Raw genomic sequence first — 19,029 nt, forward strand, 5'->3', positions numbered from 1 at the left:
AAATCCGACGACCCTTATTGCGGACCTTACCCGGTTTCCACAGGCCAAAAAGAAGGCGGCCGTTGCGGGCCACCTCCTTTCAAGCCTCAGCAGTGTGCTGGTCAGACTTACTGCGCGGCGACGGCGCCGAAGATGATGCCGGATAGGATGCTGACCAGCACATAGTCGTTGCCGACGCGGATCCACTCCTGGCCGCGGCCGGGACGATGCAGGCCGTAACGGCCATAGTCGCGGATCGGCTGGTGACGCTTCCAGCTGGAGTACTTCTGTCCATTACGCCAATGGCTGCGTTTGACGATGACCGTCTTCTTCACGACGCGCTTGCGCACTTCGACATGCTTGCCGGGCTTCTGCCAGTCGATCTGCGTATAGTTCGACTGCGGCACGGCCGGCGCATTCATCGGCGCTGCCTGCCCGGCGAGCGAGCTGGCAGCCAGCATGGAGACAGCGAGGGCGGAAAGAACAATGCGTTTCATGGGAGGGGCTCCTTGGTTGTCGATATCAGAGGGAATAGCGGCCAATGGATGAACTGAAACTGAACACCAGCATTACAATTATGTAATGAAATCTTCTACTTAGCTTCGATATCTCAGCATCATCTCCAAGGCAGGTGTCGAAAAGTGCGACAACTGCGGTGGATGCATCGCATCGCCGTGCATCCGCCGTGCAGTCATCTGCGCATCCGTCGATTTTCCGACACGCCCCGTCGCGCCGCGACGACCCCTTGAAATCGACAAGATTTTATTATCCGGCTAAAATAGTCCGGCTATTGTTCAAGACTGTCATGACGATGATTCGCGCCCTCCTTTCCGACCCTGACCGCCACGCCTTCCGCGTCGCGGTTCCTGTCCGCATGCAGGTTTCGAAATGAGCGGCTCCGTCGTCCTGCTGCATCTGGCCGGCGCGGTGGCGCTGATGCTGTTTGCCACCCGCATGGTCAAGACCGGCGTCGAGCGCGCCTATGGCGACGTGCTGCGCCACAGGCTGCGCTCCACCATGCGCAATCCGATCATGGCGGTGCTGACCGGCTGCGGCCTATCGATTGCGCTGCAGAGTTCGACCGCCGTCACGCTTCTCGTCGGCTCCTTCGCCGGCGCCGGCATCGTCTCGGGCATGTCGGGTCAATTGGCAGTGCGCGGCGCCGAGATCGGCTCGGCGCTGGTGGTCAAGCTTTTGACGTTCGATTTGACGCTGCTGGTGCCGATCTGCCTCGTTGCCGGCACCGTCATGTTCATGGCCACCGAGCGGCGCGACTGGCGCCAGTTCGGCCGCATCCTGGTCGGCATCGGCCTTTTGGTGCTGTCGCTGGAGATGATCGGCCAGGCGTCGGAGCCGCTGCGCCAGAGCACGCTAATGCCGCTGATCATCCAATATTTCTCCGGCGATTTCGTCACCGCCTATCTGCTGGCCGCGCTCGTCACCTGGCTGTTCCACTCCTCGATAGCCGCCGTGCTGTTGATGGTGACACTCGCCGGCCGCGGCTTCATCCCGCCTGAACTCGGCATCGTGCTGGTGCTCGGCGTCAATCTCGGCTCCTCGATCATCGCGCCGCTGCTCACCCGCAGCGCCGAGCCTGGGGTGCGCGTCGTGCCGATCGGCAATCTTTTGATGCGCGGCATGGGTTCCCTGGTGATGCTGATCGCCTTCATGACGCTGAAGCCGCCGGTCGCCTTCCTCGGTGCAACCGTGCCCGACCAGATCGTCAACGCCCACATCCTGTTCAACGTCATCATCCTGCTGGCCGGGCTGCCGCTTGCCAGCCTCATCTACCGCGCCTCGGAGAAGATCGTGGCGATAGGCACCAAGCCGGCGCCGGCCGCCGCACTCGACGTGGTCGAGCTTTCCGCGCTCAACGACAGCGCGCTGGATACTCCGAGCCAGGCGCTGGCCAACGCCACCCGCGAGGTGGTGCGGGTCTGCGAAACGGTCGAGATCATGCTCAAGCGCATCATCGAGCTCTATGAGAGCGCCGACGCGGACAAGATCAAGGCGCTGGCCGCCCTCGACGACCGCGTCGACCGGAAGCACGCGGCAATAAAACTCTATCTGGCCAAGCTCACCAGGAATTCGCTCACAGAGGACGAAGCCCTGCGCTGCCAGGAATTGATCGGCGCCTGCGTCAAGCTGGAGCAGGTCGGCGACATCATCGTGCGCAACATGCTGGTGCATGTGAGGAAGAAGCTCGAGCGCGGGCTGGAGTTCACGCCCGAAGGCTGGCGCGAACTCTGCGCCTTCCATGCCTCAGTGCTCGCCAACGCCAGGCTCGCCTTCAACGTGCTGGTCTCGCGCGACCCCGAGGCGGCGCGCCAGCTGGTGTTGGAAAAGGACCGGCTGCGCGACCGCGAGAAGGAAACCAGCGCCAGCCATTTCGTGCGCCTGCGCGACGGCACGGCCAAGAGCGTCGAGACCAGCTCCATCCATCTCGACACCATCCGCGACCTGAAGCAGATCAACTCGCTGCTGGCGTCGATGGCCTACCCGGTGCTGGAGGAGCGCGGCCTGCTGGGTGGGTCGAGGTTGAAGGCGGGGTGAGGCACTTTTCCCTTCTCCCCTTGCGGGAGAAGGTGGATCGGCGCGATAGCGCCGAGACGGTTGAGGGGTGTTCCAGCGGAGTGAGGCGTTGGCGTTCCCTGGAGCACCCCTCATCCGACCGAGCTTCGCTCGGCCACCTTCTCCCACAGGGGGAGAAGGAAGAAGCCGCATCACCCGCTCAAGAAAACCTAAAGCGGCGTCGACAATTTCTGCATTGCCCGCGCGCTTCATCCGTGGTTTGAGGCCACCTCATCCGAGGATCGCTTCCGCGCCATGCTTCCGCTCATTGCCCTGTTCATCGCCGCCTTCGCTTTCGGCACCACCGAATTCGTCATCGCCGGCGTCTTGCCGCAAGTGGCCGACGGTCTCGGCGTTTCGATCCCGACCTCCGGCTATCTCGTTTCCGGCTATGCTGGCGGCATCGCCCTTGGCGGGCCGCTGCTGGCGCTCGCCACCAAGGGTATCTCCCGCAAAACCCTGCTGCTTGCCCTGACCGTCGCCTTTACGATTGGCCAGGCGGCTTGTGCGCTGGCGCCCGACTTTACCTCGATGCTGCTACTTCGCATCGCGGTTGCCGTCGCGCATGGCGCCTATTTCGGCGTTGCCATGGTGGTGGCCGTCAGCCTGGTGCCGCAGGACAAACGCGGCATGGCGGTCGCCGTCATCCTCTCCGGCCTCACCGTCTCCAACATCATTGGCGTGCCCGCCGGCACCGCCATCGGCAACCTCTGGGGCTGGCGCGCCACCTTCTGGGTGATGTGCGCGCTTGGCGTGGTCGCATTCGCCGCCATGGCCACCCTGCTGCCCCGCACGGCAGGCGCGTCGACCCCGTCCGCCGGCCTCGGCCGCGAGGTGCGTGTGCTCGCGCGCCAACAGGTCTGGACCTCGCTGATCCTGATGCTGATGCTGATGATCGGCCAGTTCGCCCTGTTCACCTACATCACCCCGACACTGCTCGAAGTGACAGGCCTCAATGAGAGCCTGATCCCCTGGGTGCTGCTGCTCAACGGCGTCGGCGCCACCATCGGCGTATTCCTCGGCGGCAAGCTCTCCGACTGGAAACTGATGCCATCGCTGATCACCATGCTTGCCTTGCAGGCGGTGATGCTTTGCGTGATCTATACGGTCAGCCCCTACGCGCTGCCGATGGTCGTCACTATCGTTATCTGGGGCGGCCTCAACTTCGCCATCGGCACGCCGATCCAGACCCGCATCCTGGCCTGGACGGCGGACGCTTCCAACCTCGCCTCCTCGCTCATTCCCTCGGGCTTCAATGTCGGCATTGCGCTCGCCGCATCGCTGGGCGCCGCCATGCTCAATGCCGGCTTAGGCTATCGCAGCCTGCCGCTGGCCGGCGCCGCGGCGATGCTGGTCGCGGTGGCGGTCGCGCTTGCCTCCTATGTCTGGGAAGGTCGCAGCCGGGCAGCACCGCCGCTACCAGCTGCAGCGGAATAGGGTCTGGCTACAAGTCTATCCGGAACCGCAGGCTCTCCGCCCCGCCATAGGCCGCGTCTTCAAAGAAGCGCTGGACGAGTCTACCGCCGTTGGCCAGGATCACCTTGTGTGAGGCCGGGTTGTGCGGCTTGGCGGTGATCTCGACAAACTCCAAGCCGACCGCCCTCGCCTCGTCCAGCATCAGCCGCAGCGCCTCCGTCGCATAGCCGCGCCGCCGCTTCCAGGGTACGACGGCATAGCCGATATGGCCGAGCACATGCGACGGCAGTGCTGAGGTGCCAGTCTGCCAGCGAAAGCCGATGGAGCCTGCCACTTCGCCGTCCCAGATCCAGCGCCAGAAACCAGGCAGCCGCGGGACTGTCGTGCCGTCTGGCAAGGTGATTGGGCCGCCCTTCGCCTCGGGATCGTCGAGGCTATCGAGGAATGCCACCGGATCCGCGTCGATCGCCGCAAGCTGCTCACGTGTCGCCTCCATCAGCCGGACATTATCCGGCGACCAGCCGCGCTCGAGTGCGGTCTTATAGGATGGCAGGTGTTCGAGCGCGGGTTTGACGATTTCGATCATGACGACAGACGGCTCAGAGTCCGGCCGTAAGCCGGAATGTGGCGAGAGACGATCCCTACTGCGGCAAGCCCCACTGCAGCAGTCCCTTGACGATGCCGCTTGCCTTGCCGAAATCCATCTGGCCGGCATATTTCTGCTTCAGCGCGGCGATCACCTTGCCCATGTCCTTCTGGCTCGCCGCACCGGTTGCAGCGATCGCCTCACGGGCCGCGGCCGTCACCGCGGCGTCGTCAAGCTGCGTCGGCAGGAAGCCGCGGATGATCTCCATTTCGCCGCGCTCCTGCGCCGCCAGTTCCGGCCGCTTGCCGTCCTCGAATGCCTTGGCCGATTCCTCGCGCTGCTTCACCATCTTGGCCAGGATCTGCAGGATCTCTTCGTCGCTGGCGGGCTCCTTGCCCGAACCGCGATTGGCGATGTCGCGGTCGTGGATGGCGGCCTGGATGAGCCTGAGCGTCGGCAGCCGGTGCTTGTCCTGCGCCTTCATCGCGCTCTTCAGGGATTCGGCGATTTTCGCGCGCATGATGCTTTCTCCTTCGAACGGCGCGGACAATAACCGTGGCGAACTCGTAAAGCAAACGCGCCAAGTCCCTGATATCGTTCGACGAAACAAATGCCCGTCGTTTTGGCACCGCATGATTGACCGCTCTGGCGCCTTCCCCTATGTACTCGGCCTTGCATAAGAGAATGAATTTAGGTGCGCAGGCTCGAGAAATCGGCCGCGCCGTTTGCTGCGCAGATGGCCCGCTATCGAAGCGCGCAGCCTGACAGGAGTGCCCCATGGCCGAGATGACGCCCGTGTTGACCCCAGCTTGGGTAACCGAAAAGCCGACCGCCCTGCTGGTGCTGGCCGACGGCACCGTCATTGAAGGCCGCGGTCTCGGCGCCACCGGGTCGGCCGTCGCCGAAGTCTGCTTCAACACGGCACTCACCGGCTACCAGGAAATCCTCACCGACCCGTCCTATGCCGGTCAGATCGTCACCTTCACCTTCCCTCATATCGGCAACATCGGCACCAATGATGAGGACATCGAGGACTTGAACCCTGTCGCCCGCGCCGGTGCCGTCGGCGCGGTGTTCAAGGCCGATGTCACCAACCCCTCCAACTACCGCGCCGGCACTGGCCTCGACCAATGGCTGAAGAAGCGCGGCATCGTCGCGCTCTCGGGCATCGACACCCGCGCGCTGACCGCGCTGATCCGCGAAAAGGGCATGCCCAATGCCGTCATCGCCCATGCGCCCGACGGCGTCTTCGACCTCGAGGACCTCAAGCGCCGCGCCGCCGCCTGGTCAGGCCTGATCGGCCTCGATCTCGCCAAGGAAGTCACGTCCGGACAGTCCTCGGTCTGGCGCGAAACGCCTTGGGTGTGGAATGAAGGCTTTGGCGAACAGGCCGAGCCGTCGATGCATGTCGTCGCCATCGACTATGGCGTCAAGCGCAACATATTGCGGCTGCTTTCCGGGCTTGGCGCCAAGGTCACCGTGGTGCCGGCCAGCACCGGTTCGGAAGAGATCCTCGCCATGCAGCCGGATGGCATCTTCCTTTCCAACGGCCCCGGTGACCCGGAAGCCACCGGCGACTATGCCGTGCCGGTCATCCAGGATCTGCTCAAGACCGACATTCCAGTGTTCGGCATCTGCCTCGGCCACCAGATGCTGGCGCTGGCGCTGGGCGGCAAGACCGCCAAGATGCATCAGGGCCATCACGGCGCCAACCACCCGGTCAAGGACCACACCACCGGCAAGGTCGAGATCGTCTCGATGAACCACGGCTTTGCCGTCGATGCCGACTCGCTGCCCGAAGGCGTCGAGGAAACCCATGTTTCGCTGTTCGACGGCTCGAACTGCGGCATCGCGCTCACCGGCCGTCCGGTGTTTTCGGTCCAGCACCATCCCGAGGCCTCGCCCGGCCCGCAGGATTCGCACTATCTGTTCCGCCGCTTCGTCAACCTAATCCGCGAAAAGCGCGGCGAGGAATTGCTGGCCGAGCGGGTTTGATTTTACAGGTCTTCGCCTAGCCGTTTCTCAGATCATCCGAGTAGCCGGCCTTCAGCCGGTTCCATTGGGCGATCGGTCGTTCGCCCTTGCGCATCCGCGCCTTGCCTTCGCCCCAGGGCTGCGGCCAACCCTCCGGCGAGTCTTCCCACTCCTCTTGCCGTCCATAAACGGTGAGGTCGAGCAGGTGGTAATTGTTGTCCATCGCCTCCACGCCGCGGGCGGTCGTCCAATACGTTTCGAAGACGGAGTTCCCCTTACGCACGTAACACACGATGTGCATACGGTTGTGCTGGCGGTCGACAAGCAGCGTATCGAGCGATTTCTCGGCGGAGTACCACGGCATGTCCCAGCCCATGAAATCGCGGTAGCGGATGCTGGGCTCATAGGGCCCTTGGCAGAAGGTGGCGTAGGTGACGTCGCGCGAATTGATGTAGACGCGTTCGCGCACCTGAGAGGTGAACAAGGTGCAGCCCTCACATTGCTGCGGCGCTGGCTGATCCTTGTGCCACATGAAATAATAGGCGATGAGCAGAGGCCGGTCCTCGAAGGCGTCGAGCAGGGTCACTTGACCCTTGTCGCTGATGAGTGGGGTTGCCCCGTCGACCTCGACCATGGGCAGCCGCCGGCGCGCAGCAGCGATCGCATCGCTTTCCCTGGTATGCGCTTTCTCGCGAGCCCGCAGCGCGTCGAGTTCCGCCTCGAACGTAGTCCGGTCGACGATCTTGGGCATGGCAGATCCGTTCTTCTTCAGATCGTTCATTTCCGTTCTCCCTTGGCTGTTGATGGAGAGAGCGATCAGCGCGCGTTTTCGCCGGCATGCTTTTCGATCAACGCCGCCGCGCCATCCGGATTGTCGGCGACGATATAGTGGCTGGCGTCTTCAATCTGCGCGCCCTCGACATGGCTCATGCCCTTGGCGCGGTAGCCGTCCAGAAAGGTCGGCAACAGTGCGCTGAAGAAGGATTTCTGGCCGACGGCGATGACCAGCGGCACGGCGTTCGGCGCCGTCTGGGCGGCGTTCCATTCACCGTCCGTGGGGAAGGCGCGATAGATCTCGAACGCAGCGTGCAGCTGCGGCGCGCGATAGATGCGGAAATAATATGTGCGCTCCTGACGGCTGAACTTGCCGATGTCGAGGAACCAGCCGAGCATGGCCGCCTGCCGTCCTGGAACTACCTTCTCCGCCAAACCGCCGGGCGCCTGGATGAAGCCGATATGCCACGTGCCTGATATCGCCTTGTCCCACCCTTCGATGCCGGGCATCGGCACATCGAGGATCATGGCGCCGCGCAGCGCTTCCGGGAACCGCCTGACATAGGCATAGGTGACGATGCCGCCGAGATCGTGCCCGACGACATAGGGCTTTTCCAGGTGCAGGGCATCGGCAAGGCCATGGATTTGAGACGCCAGATTTGTGGCCTCATAGCCATCTCGCGGCGGCGCCGAGCGGCCGATGCCGGGAAGGTCGACCGCAATCACCGTGAAGCGCTGCGCCAGCCTCGGCATAATGGCCTGATATTCGGTCCAGTCCTCCGGGAACCCATGCACGAGAATGAGAGCCGGCCCGTTTCCACCCCTGATATAGTGCAGGCTGCTGCCGTTCACCGCTACCTTGGCCGAGGTGAAGCCGGGCGGCGGCTGACCCGGACGCGCCGAAGACGCCGCTTGCGCCATGGCCACAGCAATACAGACAGCGGCGAGCACGAGCACTGCCTGATGAAGCATCCGGTTCAACATGGCGATCTCCTCTCGTTTCAACCCAGCCGTCTCAGGGAAACTAGGGCGCTGCGCTGCCCTGTCAGAATTACAAATGCGGCGCGATTGCCCTTGGTCTGCGTCTGCAAATTGAAAACCGGTCGACCGGTCTGTTCAACAACCGCGGCATGAAGAAGGTTCCGAGAGAACCAGCCTGACGGCATTTACCGGCGGGCGGCACTGTCGAGCAGGCGCCAGGCGCCAAACACCAGGCGAGACAGCGACACCCCATCCCTGGTCAGCTTTATGCGGCTGTCATGGCTCATCCCGGCGCTCCATCTTCAGCGACGCCGGTGGCGGCATTTCTCACTGCCGTCGGCCTCGCCACTTTCGTCACAAAGACGATGACCGCCAGCGTCAGGAAACACGCGCCGAGCAGATAAGGCGCACCGCCGAATGTCACCGGGGCTTTCGGCCCCGTGAACCAGGAAAAGATCGCGGTGTAGAGCAGCGGCGTTATGATCGAGGTGATCGAAAAGATCGAGGTCATCGCGCCCTGCAGTTCGCCTTGCGCCGAAGGCGGCACCTTGCCGGCGGCAAGGCTTCTCAACGGCGGATCGGCCAATGCTTCGAGGCAGCCGACGACGATCACCGCATAGATCATCCAGCCTTGCGAGGCGAAGGCGTAGCCGAAGGCGCTGGCCGCGGTAAATGTCAGGCCGATCACCGCCGTCCGCCATTCGCCAAGCCTGGGGATCACACGCGGCAGCACCGTCGCCATGACGATCGCCCCGCACAGGCCAAAGGCGCCGAGCGAGAAGCCGATCTGCTGCTCGCTCCAGCCATAGCGGTAATTGGAGACGAACGACCACACCGCCGGATACATCATGTGGCCAAGCGTCATCAGGAAGAAGGCGAGCCCGATCCAGCCGATGCCCTGGTACTGGCGCATCTGCAGCAGCGTGCCGACCGGGTTGGCGCGTTTCCACTCGAAACGGCGGCGGTGCTTTTCGTCCAGCGTTTCCGGTAGGAAGAACAGCGCGATGAGGAAGTTCACGAAGGCAAGCCCGGCGGCGAAATAGAACGGCACGCGCGGTCCGAAGGAGCCGAGCAGCCCGCCCAGCACCGGACCGATGACGAAGCCGACACCGAAGGCGATGCCGAGCAGGCCGAAATTCTTTGCCCTGTTCTCGTCATTCGAAATGTCGGCGATGAAGGCCGAGGTCGTGGAGTAGCTGGCGCCCGAAATGCCGGCCAGCACACGTCCGATGAACAGCATTGGATAGGACCAGGCGATGGCGCAGATCAAATTGTCGATGGAGAAGGTGAGCACGGAAGCGAGCAGGATCGGCCGCCGCCCGAAGCGGTCGCTCAAGCCGCCCATGATCGGGGCGAAGAAGAACTGCATCGCCGCATAGACGAAGAACAGCCAGCCGCCCTCGATCGCCGCTTCGCTGATGCCGACCCCGCTCAATTCCCTCAGATAGGCCGGCAACACCGGCATGATCATCCCGAAGCCGATAATGTCGAGCAGCAGCGTGGTGAAGACGAGCGCAAGGCCCCGCCTGGCGGTTTTGGGGTCGATCATGATGGCGTCTGCTCCCTAAGCCGCCCTTGGGCGGGGCGCCCGTTATAGGCGAGGCGTCATTCTGGAACAATAAGGGAACGGTCGGGAATCGTCGATCCTGACATCCCCTGACGGCAGTTTGGCGGTCGGCCGACGCCGGGAAACGCGGGCCCGAGCAGTCTCGTCAGATCGGACCGGTCAGCGTGTTGCAATCCGAAAGCTTGCCGCTCTTGTAGCCGCGCGCCAGCCACGTCTGCCGCTGCTGCGAGGTGCCGTGGTTGAAGCTTTCCGGCACGACATAGCCCTGCATCTTCTTCTGCAGCGTGTCGTCGCCGATCTGCTTGGCGGCGTTCAGCGCCTCTTCGATGTCGCCCTGTTCCAGAATGCCTTTCTGCCCGGTGAAGTGCGCCCAGACACCGGCGAAGCAGTCGGCCTGCAGCTCAATGCGCACCGACATCTGGTTGGCTTCCGCCTCGCCCATGGACTGCCGCATCTGGTTGAACTTGGGCAGGATGCCGGTGAGGTTCTGCACATGGTGACCGACCTCATGCGCGATCACATAGGCCTGGGCGAAATCGCCAGAGGCGCCGAACTGCTGGTCGAGCTGCTGGAAGAAGGTGGTGTCGAGATAGACCTTGTGGTCGCCGGGACAATAGAACGGACCGGCGGCCGTGGAGGCGGAGCCACAAGCCGAACGGATTTGCCCGCTGAACAGCACAAGCTTCGGATCCTCGTATGTCAGGCCCTGTGACTGGAAGATGCCGGTCCAGGTCTCTTCGGTCTCGGCGAGCACCGTCGCCACGAACTGCTTCATCTCGTCGGAAGCAGGCGTGCCGGCACCCTCGTCCTGGCCGCCGCTGTTGTCAGTGATCTGGCCGCCGCCGCTGTCGCCGCTGCCCAGGATCTGCGACGGGTCGAAGCCAAAATACCATCCGGCCAGCACCACGAGGATGACGAGCAAGATGCTGCCGCCGCCACCGGTGCGGCCGCCGATCGGGACGCGGAATTGGCCGGGGCTGCCGCCGCCGAAACCACCACCGCCGCTGTCGCTGCGCTCGTCCTCGACATTGTCACTCTGACGGCGGCCCTTCCAGAGCATGGCAACTCCCCGTAATGCAAACTTCCTGGCAGACCTGGCCGATGTCGTGGCCCGGTCCGACCCCAACAAACAATTATCGTAATGGTTGCGCCAAGTCACAGTATTTTTCGTGCCGGCGGCATCGCCGCTCCGCGCTCTGGTCGAGGCGGCACGCGCGCTGTAGCATCCGGTCGAACGGGGGGTAAGGGCTTGCAGACGATCGGCCGATTTCTGTTGCTGGCGGTGCTGTGGTGCCTTGGCTCGTGGCCGGCATGTGCCATCACGCTCGATTCCAGCGTCGCCGTGACCGATCCCGACACATTGCAGGCGCTCGAGCGTGGCGGCCTGTCGATCAGCCGCCTGCTCGGTCCGGCGCTGGGTCTCACCCGCGAGGTCGACAATCGCGGCCTGTTTTCGGTGCGCGCGCTGACTCCGGTGCGCAACGCCGTCAAGCAGGAGATCGCCGACGAGCCCGCCGGCAGCCCCGATCCCTATGTCGCCGCGCTGGCGAAGACGAAGGACCCCAGCCAGAAATTCAACCCGAAATACATCGACGACGACGGCTCGACGCTCGACCTGACCGGCGTCGTCAACCGCATGGACCGCGGCTATCTCGGCCACACCGAATGCGGCGAAATCAGGCTGATCTACCGCTTCCACTATTCGGTGGCGGAGAAGCCGGCGAAGGGGAAGACGGCACAGCGCATTTCGTCGCGCCTGCCATTGACCATGAGCCTGGTCTTCAATGCCATGCCCGGCGAGGCGCGCGCCCGCGCTTCGAGAGACCGTCCAAGCGCTACCGCCGTCTCGTGCGCCGATGTCGCCAAGCGCTGGCTGGCCGCCGGGCAAAAAGACCTTGCGCCCGATCAGCTCGCGGCCTGGCTGCGCTCGGATGAAGGTCCGCTTTCGAACGCCATGCTGAACTCAGCGCAGATCATGCGGCTCGAACTCAACATGCAGGTTCTCCGGCTGTCGGCCTCAAGCCGGCGCGATTTCGGCGGCCATGCCGAATATCTCCTCAAGATTTTCAAATGGGACCCGGCGACGTCCACCTTCCAGGAATCGAAGATGGAGAACCAGATCGACAGGAAGATCGTGCTGGCCGACCGGCCGGGTTTCGCCAAGTGGCTGCTGACCGATCGCAACATCTACGACCTCGATCTTGGTCGGCTGGTGATATCAGACAAATTCCTGGCGACCAGCGCCGTCTCGGTCGCACCCGGCGGCATGGCCAGATCGCAAAACAACATCGCCTATGGGCTGCTCGACGATGCCGATATCGACAAGGCGCTGAAGGATTATGTCGGCAGGGGCAACGAACTACGCAGCTTGAAATCGGTGGCCGGCTTCAATTTGCGTCTCAACGACATGACCTGCACCGGCTGCCATCAGACGCACGGCATTGCCGGCTTTCACTATACCGGCGCCGACCCGGCCAGCGAGCCGCGCCGCAACGCTGTCTTCGTGCCGGGCTCGGCTGTGTTCTTCGCCGACCTGCCGCGCCGGCGCGCCATCGTCGAGGAGTTCGCCGCCGGCAGCCATCCGGATTTCTCCCGCGGCTTCGCCGCCCGTCCCGATGCCAAATACGCCGAGGCGCTGAAAGGCACCGACCTCTACAATGGTTGGGGCTCGATCTGCTACAGCGGCGAGGATGCAAGCTTCAAGGACTGGACCTGCGGCGCCGGCCTGCGCTGCGCCGGCGTCCATGAAAGCGCCATCCATCCGGGCTTCGGCACCTGCGTCAGCGAAGGCGGCACCCAAGTCGGCGATCCCGTCGAGTTCGGCGAGATCAAGATGTCGAAATGGGGCAGCGACCAGTATTGCCGCCTTTCGCCGGCCACCGCAAAGGCCTGTGCCATCGATCCGGCGCGCGACAAGAAACCGCCGATAAAACTCGCCGGTTATGGCGCGGCGCGCCAGCGCTACGACAATCCCGAGCAGAAGACCGGCGGCTTTCCCGGCGGCATGCTGCGCAAGGCGAGCTGCGAAAAGCTGCCCGACGAGGCGAGTTGCGGACGGCTGGCCAAGACCGGCTTCAATGACTGCATTGCGTCTGGCAAGGACCACAAATTCTGCACCAAGGAATTCACCAAGACCGCCGGCCTGCGCGCCTGCGACAAGGCGCATCCCTGCCGTGAGGACTATATCTGCACTGCCGGCTACGACGATCTGACCGAGGCCAAGCCCGGCAAGGGCACCTGCATTCCGCCCTATTTCATCTTCCAGTTCCGCGTCGACGGGCATCCGCGCAGCTGGGTGCAGGATGTGAACGAAGAATAGGCGTTGGCGCTTGCGGCCGAGAACTCAGCTCTTCTGCTTGGCGCCGGCACTCTTGCCGTCCGAGCTTTTGGAGCGTTCCTCGAAACGCGCGGCGCCCTTCTTCAGCGGCCGGCCGGTTTCGGCTTCAGTCTTGCGCTCATCCTTTGCAGCCGCCTGCTTTAATCCTCTGGCAGCTTGCTTGCCCTTCGCGGTCGGTGCCTGTTCAACGCCCATGGTTTCCTCCCTTGACGCGCACCAATCGCGCGACGTCAGGAGCAACGTGCGTAAGGTGCGGAGGTTCCGATGGACTTCGAGGCGAGCGCGGCTTTAACGCGGCGCGATCATCGCCTTGCGAAACGCTTCCAGCGTCTCGGCGCTGACATGATGCTCGATGCCTTCGGCATCGATGCGCGCCGTCTCGGCGCTGACGCCGAGCGAGCGCAAAAAGGCTTCGACCGTCTGGTGGCGGATGCGGCTTTCCTCAGCCACCTTGCGCCCGGCATCGGTCAGGAACACCCCGCGATAGGGTTTTCGGGAGACGAGCCCGTCGGCGCACAGCCTGGTCAGCATCTTGGCCACCGTCGGCTGGGCGACGCCAAGCCTTGCCGCGATATCGACCTGCCGCGCCTCGTTGCCGTCCTCGATCAGGTCGGCGATCAGCTCGACATAATCCTCGACCAGCGCGCTGCGGCGCGCTTCGCGCGTCTGCCGGAAGCCTTCGGAATGGACGTCGGCATTCGGAAGCGGCTCTTCGCGTCGAACCGGTTTATGCTTCAGCGCCAATACGCGCTCCTTCCTGGCTTTCGACAAATCAATCGGCCTTTGCCATTCATAGCACAGGCTTAACTGTCCCCAGCCGTTTATTTGCATTCCGTGGCAGGCGCAACCGGCGTTTGCGATCGCTCCCTGCGCGTCCAACCGGCTGCCGCATAAGAAGCATATACAATGAAATATAGCCTATTGCATAATGTTGAGCCCTGACATAGATAGGATGACAACACCAATCCATCCAGTGGAAAGCCCTCCATGTCCGAAGCCGACGCAACCGTGGGATCAGCCTGGCGATTTGACAGGCCGGAAGACAATCCGCCGAGCCTGCGCGAGGTGAACTCCACGATCGCGGTGCCGCAATCCGGCGTCTGGTTCCGCCGCCTGTTCGCCTTCATGGGGCCGGGCTACATGGTTTCGGTCGGCTATATGGACCCGGGCAACTGGGCAACCGATCTCGCCGGCGGCGCCCAGTTCGGCTACACGCTTTTGTTCATCATCATGCTGTCCAACCTGATGGCGATCCTGCTGCAGGCGCTCGCCGCCCGGCTCGGCATCGCCACCGGCCGCGACCTCGCCCAGGCCTGCCGCGCCTACTATCCGCGTCCCGTCAGTTTCGTGCTGTGGGTCGCCTGCGAGCTCGCCATCATCGCCTGCGACCTCGCCGAAGTCATCGGCACGGCGATTGCGCTGCAGCTTCTGTTCGGCATTCCACTGGTCGGCGGCGCCATGCTGACCGCGCTCGACGCCTTCATCGTGCTTTTGTTGATGAACAAGGGGTTCCGCTATCTCGAAGCCTTCGTCATCGCGCTTCTAATCATCATCTTCGGCTGTTTCGCCATCCAGATCTTTGCCGCCGCCCCGCCGGTGGGCTCGATCCTGCATTCGATGTTCGTGCCGTCGACGGAGATCGTCACCAACCCGGCGATGCTCTACATCGCCATCGGCATCATCGGCGCCACCGTCATGCCGCACAATCTCTATCTGCACTCCTCCATCGTGCAGACGCGCGCTTATGAACGGACCGAAAAAGGCAAGCGCGACGCCATCAAATGGGCAACGACCGACTCGACCATCGCGCTTGTCCTGGCCCTGTTCGTCAATGCCTCGATCCTGATCGTCTCGGCTGTGGCCTTCCATGGCACCGGCCACCAGGATGTCGCTGAGATCGGCCAGGCCTTCGAACTCCTGTCGCCGCTGCTTGGCCTCGGCATCGCCTCGATCCTGTTTGCAGTGGCGCTGCTGGCCTCGGGCCTCAACTCGACGGTGACCGCGACGCTTGCCGGCCAGATCGTCATGGAAGGCTTCCTGCGCTTGCGCATCCCGCAATGGGCACGCCGTCTGCTGACGCGCGGCATCGCCATCGTCCCGGTGGTGGTCGTCACCGCGCTCTATGGCGAAAAGGGCACCGGCCAGTTGCTGGTCTTCAGCCAGGTGATCCTGTCGATGCAGCTGCCCTTCGCGGTTGTGCCGCTGGTGCAGTTCGTCTCCGACAAGAAGAAGATGGGCAACCTTGCCATTCCGCGCAGCGTGGCGGCACTTGCCTGGGTGGTCGCGGCGATCATCCTGGTGCTCAACTTCAAACTGCTCTACGACACGGTCTTCGGCGTCGGCTGAATTTCCCCTTGCGACCGCGACAAACCGGCAGTTCGCGCTATCTTGTAGCGCATCATGACAAGTGTGGAAGACGCCAGGAAATTCTATGCACAGCTGATGGCCGCAAATGCCGGCTCGGCCGATTCGCGCCTCGAAGAGGCGTTCGCCACAGTGCCGCGCGAGGCCTTTCTCGGTCCCGGACCTTGGACGATCGTGGCCGGCAGGGCGCTGATCACCGGCAACGGCAGGATCGTGACGCCGAGCGCCGATCCGGTTCACATCTATCAGGATGTGCTGGTGGCGCTCGATGCCGACAAGGGCATCAACAATGGCGAGCCTTCCCTGCACGCCATGTGGATCGGCAGGATCGCCCCCAGACCGGGTGAGGCCGTCACCCATGCCGGTGCCGGCACCGGCTACTACACCGCCTTGCTGGCGCGGCTGGTTTCGCCGGGCCCTGTGACTGCCTTCGAACTGGAAGCCGATCTTGCGGCCAGAGCGACAAAGAACCTCGAACCCTACCGCAATGCCAGAGTCATCCACGGCGATGCCGTCACAGGCGATCTGCCGCCTTCCGACATCATCTACGTCAATGCCGGTGTCGTGGCGCCGCCGGTTGCCTGGCTACGGGCGCTCAAGCCCGGCGGCCGCATGATCTTTCCCTGGCGCCCCTCCCAGAGTGTCGGCCTTGCCGTAATGGTAACCCGCACCGACAAGGGCTTTGCCTGCGACCCGTTCATGCGCTCCTGGTTCATCCCTTGCGTTGGCGCCTCGGTTGCCAGCTCCGGGGCGAAAATCCCCGACCTCCAGCAAGCGGCCCGCAGCCGCTCGATCTGGCTGGCGGCTGACAGGACGCCCGACCGGACCGCCACCGCTGTCATCGGCGATGTCTGGTTTTCGTCACAGGCTCCTGGCAGCGGGCGAAAGCGGCAATAGGTATCCTTCACCGGGCGGCGGCGGATTTCTTGCCGTTACCTGTCGGAAGGTCGCCTGCCCGTCCGTCCTTGGATCGAAATCCGGCCCTGACGGCGCGGATCACCAAAAGGAGAAGCCCAATGAGGAAGATCATCGCCGCCACCTTCGTCAGCCTCGACGGCATCATGCAGGCTCCAGGCGGGCCGGAAGAGGATCCAGTTGGCGGCTTCGAGTTCGGCGGCTGGACCTTCCATTACTTTGACGAGGTGGCGGGCGCGGCGATGGAGGAACTCTTCTCCAAACCCTTCGCCCTGCTGCTCGGCCGCAGGACCTACGACATCTTCGCCGCGTACTGGCCGTATCAAAAAGATCCGATCGGAGATGCCTTCAACCCTGCGACCAAATATGTGGCGACACATCGGCCGGACTCTCTCACCTGGGAGAACACGCAATGGCTTGGGGAAGATATCGTCGCGGCGTTGCGCCGCCTCAGCCAGGAGGATGGACCTGACCTGCTCATCCAGGGTTCGGGCGAACTGATCCAGACCTTGCTGGCCAACGGGCTGATCGACGAAATCCGGCTGATGACGTTCCCGCTGCTGCTGGGCAAGGGCAAGCGGCTGTTCGGCGACAGTGCGATGCCGGCCGCCTTCAAGCTCGCAAAGTCGCAAGCCACCACCACTGGCGTCATCATGGCGACCTACGAACGATCAGGCGAGATCAAGGTTGGGTCGTTTGTGACGCAGGAGCCGTCCGAAGCCGAGCTCGAGCGCCGCAAGAACTGGAAGTAGGAGTGGCTCTTTCTCCCCGTCACTATACGGGGAGAAATGCCCGGCAGGGCAAGGAGGGGCAGCGCTGACCTCGCCAATTGGACGAAACGTCTGTGGATCAGAAAACGGATCGGTTCGCGCCGCCCCTCATCCGCCTGCCGGCACCTTCTCCCCGTATAGTGACGGGGAGAAGGAGCGCACGTTCAAGCCGCCATCGCCCGCCGCCCCAGCCCATCCCTGATAAACCGCGCGAATTCCTGCGCGGCAGGCGCCGCGCCAAACCTTGGCAAATGCAGATTGATCGAGAAATTCGGCAACGGCGGTAGGCCTGAATCGAAAGGCAGAATGTCGAGGTCGGCCGGCACGGCGGAGGCCAGCCACGTGGTGACAGCGAGGTCGGAGCGCACCGTCGCGGTCGTGGCATCGATGTTGCCGTTTTCGAACACGGTGCGCCATTCAAGACCATGCTCGTTCAGCGCCGACAGCACCACCGGGCGGAAGGCGCAGGTGTCGGCGACAATCGACACCGGCAGCGGCCGCTTGGCGCGGGCAACGCCGCCCTTGGCGCCAACCCAGACCAGCCGGTCGATGGCAAGGCATTCACCGGCCGACGGGCCGACCGGCTCCTCGATAACGGCTAGATCGATGGTGCCGGCGGCAAGTGCGGCGGCAAGATCCGGCGAGGCGGCACAGAGCAATGAAATCTCGACCCGAGGATAGGCTTCGGCATAGGCTTTGAGCACCGGCGCCAGCAAGGTGCCTACGAGGTCGTAAGGCACACCAAGCCGCACCTGGCCGGCAACTTCCGTGCCCGCCATCTCGGCCCAGATCTCGTCATTGAGCCCAAGCAGCCGCTTTGCCTTGCCGAACAGCCGCTCGCCGGGTCGTGTCAGCCGCAAGCCGCGCCGATCGCGCTCGAACAGGCTGCAGCCCAGCGCCTCCTCCAGCCGCTTGACCTGTTGGCTGACGGCGCCTTGCGTCAGGTGCAGCGCGTTCGCCGCCGCGGTCATGCTGGCCTTGTCGGCGACGGTGACGAAGGTGCGGATCAGAGCCATGTCGAGGTTTCGGTTCATGCCTGGCATTATGTCTGCTAATGCCAGACATCGCAAACATTGCATTTACTGAAGCAGGCGGAAGTCTACCATGACGCCTTCGATGAAGGACGCCCCATGCTCCAGACCATGCTGCCGCTTATCCTGTTTGCCTTCGTGGCCACCGCCACACCGGGCATCGCCACCACTCTGTCCACCGCTTCGGGCGCGCAATTCGGCTTTCGCCGCTCCGTGCCGCTGATGGCCGGCAGTGCCGCCGGCCTTGCCACGGTAACGGGTGCTGCCGCCGCCGGGCTCGCCGGCCTGCTGCTGGCTATGCCGTCGCTGCAGCTGGCAATGAAGATCGTCGGTTCGGCCTATCTCGTCTGGCTGGCGATCAAGATCGGCCGCGCCGGGCCGCCCAATCTCGATGTCACGATGGCCAAGCCCAACAGTTTCTTCGGCGGCGCCGGCATTCAGTGGATGAACCCGAAAGGCTGGGCGATGGGACTGGGTGCCGCGGCCTCGTTCGCGGCCCTTGCCGACGGACCGGGGCAGCTCGCGCTGCTGCTCGGCTCTACCTTCGGCCTCACCGCGGCCATCTCGCTGTCCATCTGGTGCGTGGCCGGCATGGTGCTGGCACGGCTGCTCAAGACCGAGTGGCAATGGCGCGCGCTCAACATTGTGCTGGCCCTGGTGCTGGCGGCGTCGATCATTCCGATGTGGCGGGGGGCTTAGCTCTAGTTCCTCGCCCCCATGGAATGGGGGGAGAGGTGGCTCGGCGAAGCCGAGACGGAGAGGGG

At 63.7% G+C, this 19,029-nt stretch carries 18 protein-coding genes; 8 read left to right on the plus strand and 10 right to left on the minus strand.

Annotation, left to right across the window (positions count from 1 at the left end; all coding sequences use genetic code 11):
- Positions 1 to 107: 107 nt before the first annotated feature.
- Complete coding sequence (locus ACWGTI_RS01610) at positions 108 to 476, minus strand: RcnB family protein (protein ID WP_454585502.1); 369 nt, start codon at positions 474 to 476, stop codon at positions 108 to 110.
- 391 nt (positions 477 to 867) lie between these two features.
- On the opposite strand from ACWGTI_RS01610, the gene ACWGTI_RS01615 reads away from it, so the two are divergent.
- Together ACWGTI_RS01615 and ACWGTI_RS01620 are read left to right on the plus strand one after the other, a co-directional pair.
- The gene (locus ACWGTI_RS01615; RefSeq protein WP_454585503.1) at positions 868 to 2,532 is read left to right on the plus strand and encodes a Na/Pi cotransporter family protein; all 1,665 of its coding nucleotides are present in this window, start codon (positions 868 to 870) and stop codon (positions 2,530 to 2,532) included.
- A 273-nt stretch (positions 2,533 to 2,805) separates the two neighbouring features.
- Positions 2,806 to 3,987: an MFS transporter gene (locus ACWGTI_RS01620; protein ID WP_454585504.1), complete on the plus strand. Its 1,182-nt coding sequence runs from the start codon at positions 2,806 to 2,808 to the stop codon at positions 3,985 to 3,987.
- Between the two features lie 7 nt (positions 3,988 to 3,994).
- On the opposite strand, the gene ACWGTI_RS01625 is transcribed toward ACWGTI_RS01620, so the two are convergent.
- Positions 3,995 to 4,552 (minus strand): GNAT family N-acetyltransferase, encoded by a 558-nt coding sequence (locus ACWGTI_RS01625; protein ID WP_454585505.1) that lies wholly within the window; start codon positions 4,550 to 4,552, stop codon positions 3,995 to 3,997.
- A gap of 55 nt (positions 4,553 to 4,607) precedes the next feature.
- Positions 4,608 to 5,072 (minus strand): GatB/YqeY domain-containing protein, encoded by a 465-nt coding sequence (locus tag ACWGTI_RS01630; RefSeq protein ID WP_454585506.1) that lies wholly within the window; start codon positions 5,070 to 5,072, stop codon positions 4,608 to 4,610.
- Between the two features lie 257 nt (positions 5,073 to 5,329).
- Between ACWGTI_RS01630 and carA the strand changes: the two genes are divergently transcribed.
- A complete protein-coding gene (gene carA / locus ACWGTI_RS01635) occupies positions 5,330 to 6,547 on the plus strand; it encodes a glutamine-hydrolyzing carbamoyl-phosphate synthase small subunit (protein ID WP_454585507.1) in 1,218 nt (405 codons plus the stop codon).
- A gap of 16 nt (positions 6,548 to 6,563) precedes the next feature.
- Here the strand turns inward: carA and ACWGTI_RS01640 are convergent, their stop codons facing one another.
- From ACWGTI_RS01640 to ypfJ, 4 genes are all read right to left on the minus strand, one after another.
- Positions 6,564 to 7,307 (minus strand): DUF899 family protein, encoded by a 744-nt coding sequence (locus ACWGTI_RS01640; protein WP_454585508.1) that lies wholly within the window; start codon positions 7,305 to 7,307, stop codon positions 6,564 to 6,566.
- A gap of 35 nt (positions 7,308 to 7,342) precedes the next feature.
- On the minus strand, positions 7,343 to 8,284 hold the full coding sequence (locus tag ACWGTI_RS01645) for an alpha/beta fold hydrolase (protein WP_454585509.1): 942 nt from the start codon (positions 8,282 to 8,284) through the stop codon (positions 7,343 to 7,345).
- A gap of 280 nt (positions 8,285 to 8,564) precedes the next feature.
- Positions 8,565 to 9,830, minus strand: coding sequence for a TCR/Tet family MFS transporter (locus ACWGTI_RS01650; RefSeq protein ID WP_454585510.1), 1,266 nt, complete (start codon positions 9,828 to 9,830; stop codon positions 8,565 to 8,567).
- Between the two features lie 163 nt (positions 9,831 to 9,993).
- Entirely contained in the window at positions 9,994 to 10,908 is a 915-nt protein-coding gene (gene ypfJ, locus ACWGTI_RS01655; protein ID WP_454585511.1) for a KPN_02809 family neutral zinc metallopeptidase, read from the minus strand.
- Between the two features lie 189 nt (positions 10,909 to 11,097).
- Between ypfJ and ACWGTI_RS01660 the strand changes: the two genes are divergently transcribed.
- Positions 11,098 to 13,167, plus strand: coding sequence for a hypothetical protein (locus ACWGTI_RS01660; protein ID WP_454585512.1), 2,070 nt, complete (start codon positions 11,098 to 11,100; stop codon positions 13,165 to 13,167).
- A gap of 24 nt (positions 13,168 to 13,191) precedes the next feature.
- On the opposite strand, the gene ACWGTI_RS01665 is transcribed toward ACWGTI_RS01660, so the two are convergent.
- Both ACWGTI_RS01665 and mntR read right to left on the minus strand, forming a co-directional pair.
- The gene (locus ACWGTI_RS01665; protein WP_112563314.1) at positions 13,192 to 13,380 is read right to left on the minus strand and encodes a hypothetical protein; all 189 of its coding nucleotides are present in this window, start codon (positions 13,378 to 13,380) and stop codon (positions 13,192 to 13,194) included.
- Between the two features lie 93 nt (positions 13,381 to 13,473).
- A complete protein-coding gene (mntR, locus tag ACWGTI_RS01670) occupies positions 13,474 to 13,929 on the minus strand; it encodes a manganese-binding transcriptional regulator MntR (RefSeq protein ID WP_454585513.1) in 456 nt (151 codons plus the stop codon).
- 243 nt (positions 13,930 to 14,172) lie between these two features.
- On the opposite strand from mntR, the gene ACWGTI_RS01675 reads away from it, so the two are divergent.
- The 3 genes from ACWGTI_RS01675 (at position 14,173) to ACWGTI_RS01685 (ending at position 17,216) form a co-directional block, all read left to right on the plus strand.
- Positions 14,173 to 15,531, plus strand: coding sequence for an Nramp family divalent metal transporter (locus ACWGTI_RS01675; RefSeq protein WP_454585514.1), 1,359 nt, complete (start codon positions 14,173 to 14,175; stop codon positions 15,529 to 15,531).
- A 54-nt stretch (positions 15,532 to 15,585) separates the two neighbouring features.
- Positions 15,586 to 16,446 (plus strand): protein-L-isoaspartate O-methyltransferase family protein, encoded by an 861-nt coding sequence (locus ACWGTI_RS01680; protein ID WP_454585515.1) that lies wholly within the window; start codon positions 15,586 to 15,588, stop codon positions 16,444 to 16,446.
- Positions 16,447 to 16,565: 119 nt separating this feature from the next.
- Positions 16,566 to 17,216 (plus strand): dihydrofolate reductase family protein, encoded by a 651-nt coding sequence (locus tag ACWGTI_RS01685; RefSeq protein ID WP_454585516.1) that lies wholly within the window; start codon positions 16,566 to 16,568, stop codon positions 17,214 to 17,216.
- Positions 17,217 to 17,398: 182 nt separating this feature from the next.
- Here ACWGTI_RS01685 and ACWGTI_RS01690 read toward each other — a convergent pair whose 3' ends face one another.
- Positions 17,399 to 18,268 carry a LysR family transcriptional regulator gene (locus tag ACWGTI_RS01690; RefSeq protein WP_454586461.1) on the minus strand — a complete coding sequence of 290 codons (870 nt, stop codon included), beginning with the start codon at positions 18,266 to 18,268 and terminating at the stop codon, positions 17,399 to 17,401.
- A 96-nt stretch (positions 18,269 to 18,364) separates the two neighbouring features.
- Between ACWGTI_RS01690 and ACWGTI_RS01695 the strand changes: the two genes are divergently transcribed.
- The gene (locus ACWGTI_RS01695) at positions 18,365 to 18,964 is read left to right on the plus strand and encodes a LysE family translocator (protein WP_454576967.1); all 600 of its coding nucleotides are present in this window, start codon (positions 18,365 to 18,367) and stop codon (positions 18,962 to 18,964) included.
- Positions 18,965 to 19,029 lie beyond the last annotated feature (65 nt).

Source organism: Mesorhizobium sp. ArgA1 (assembly GCF_053714375.1).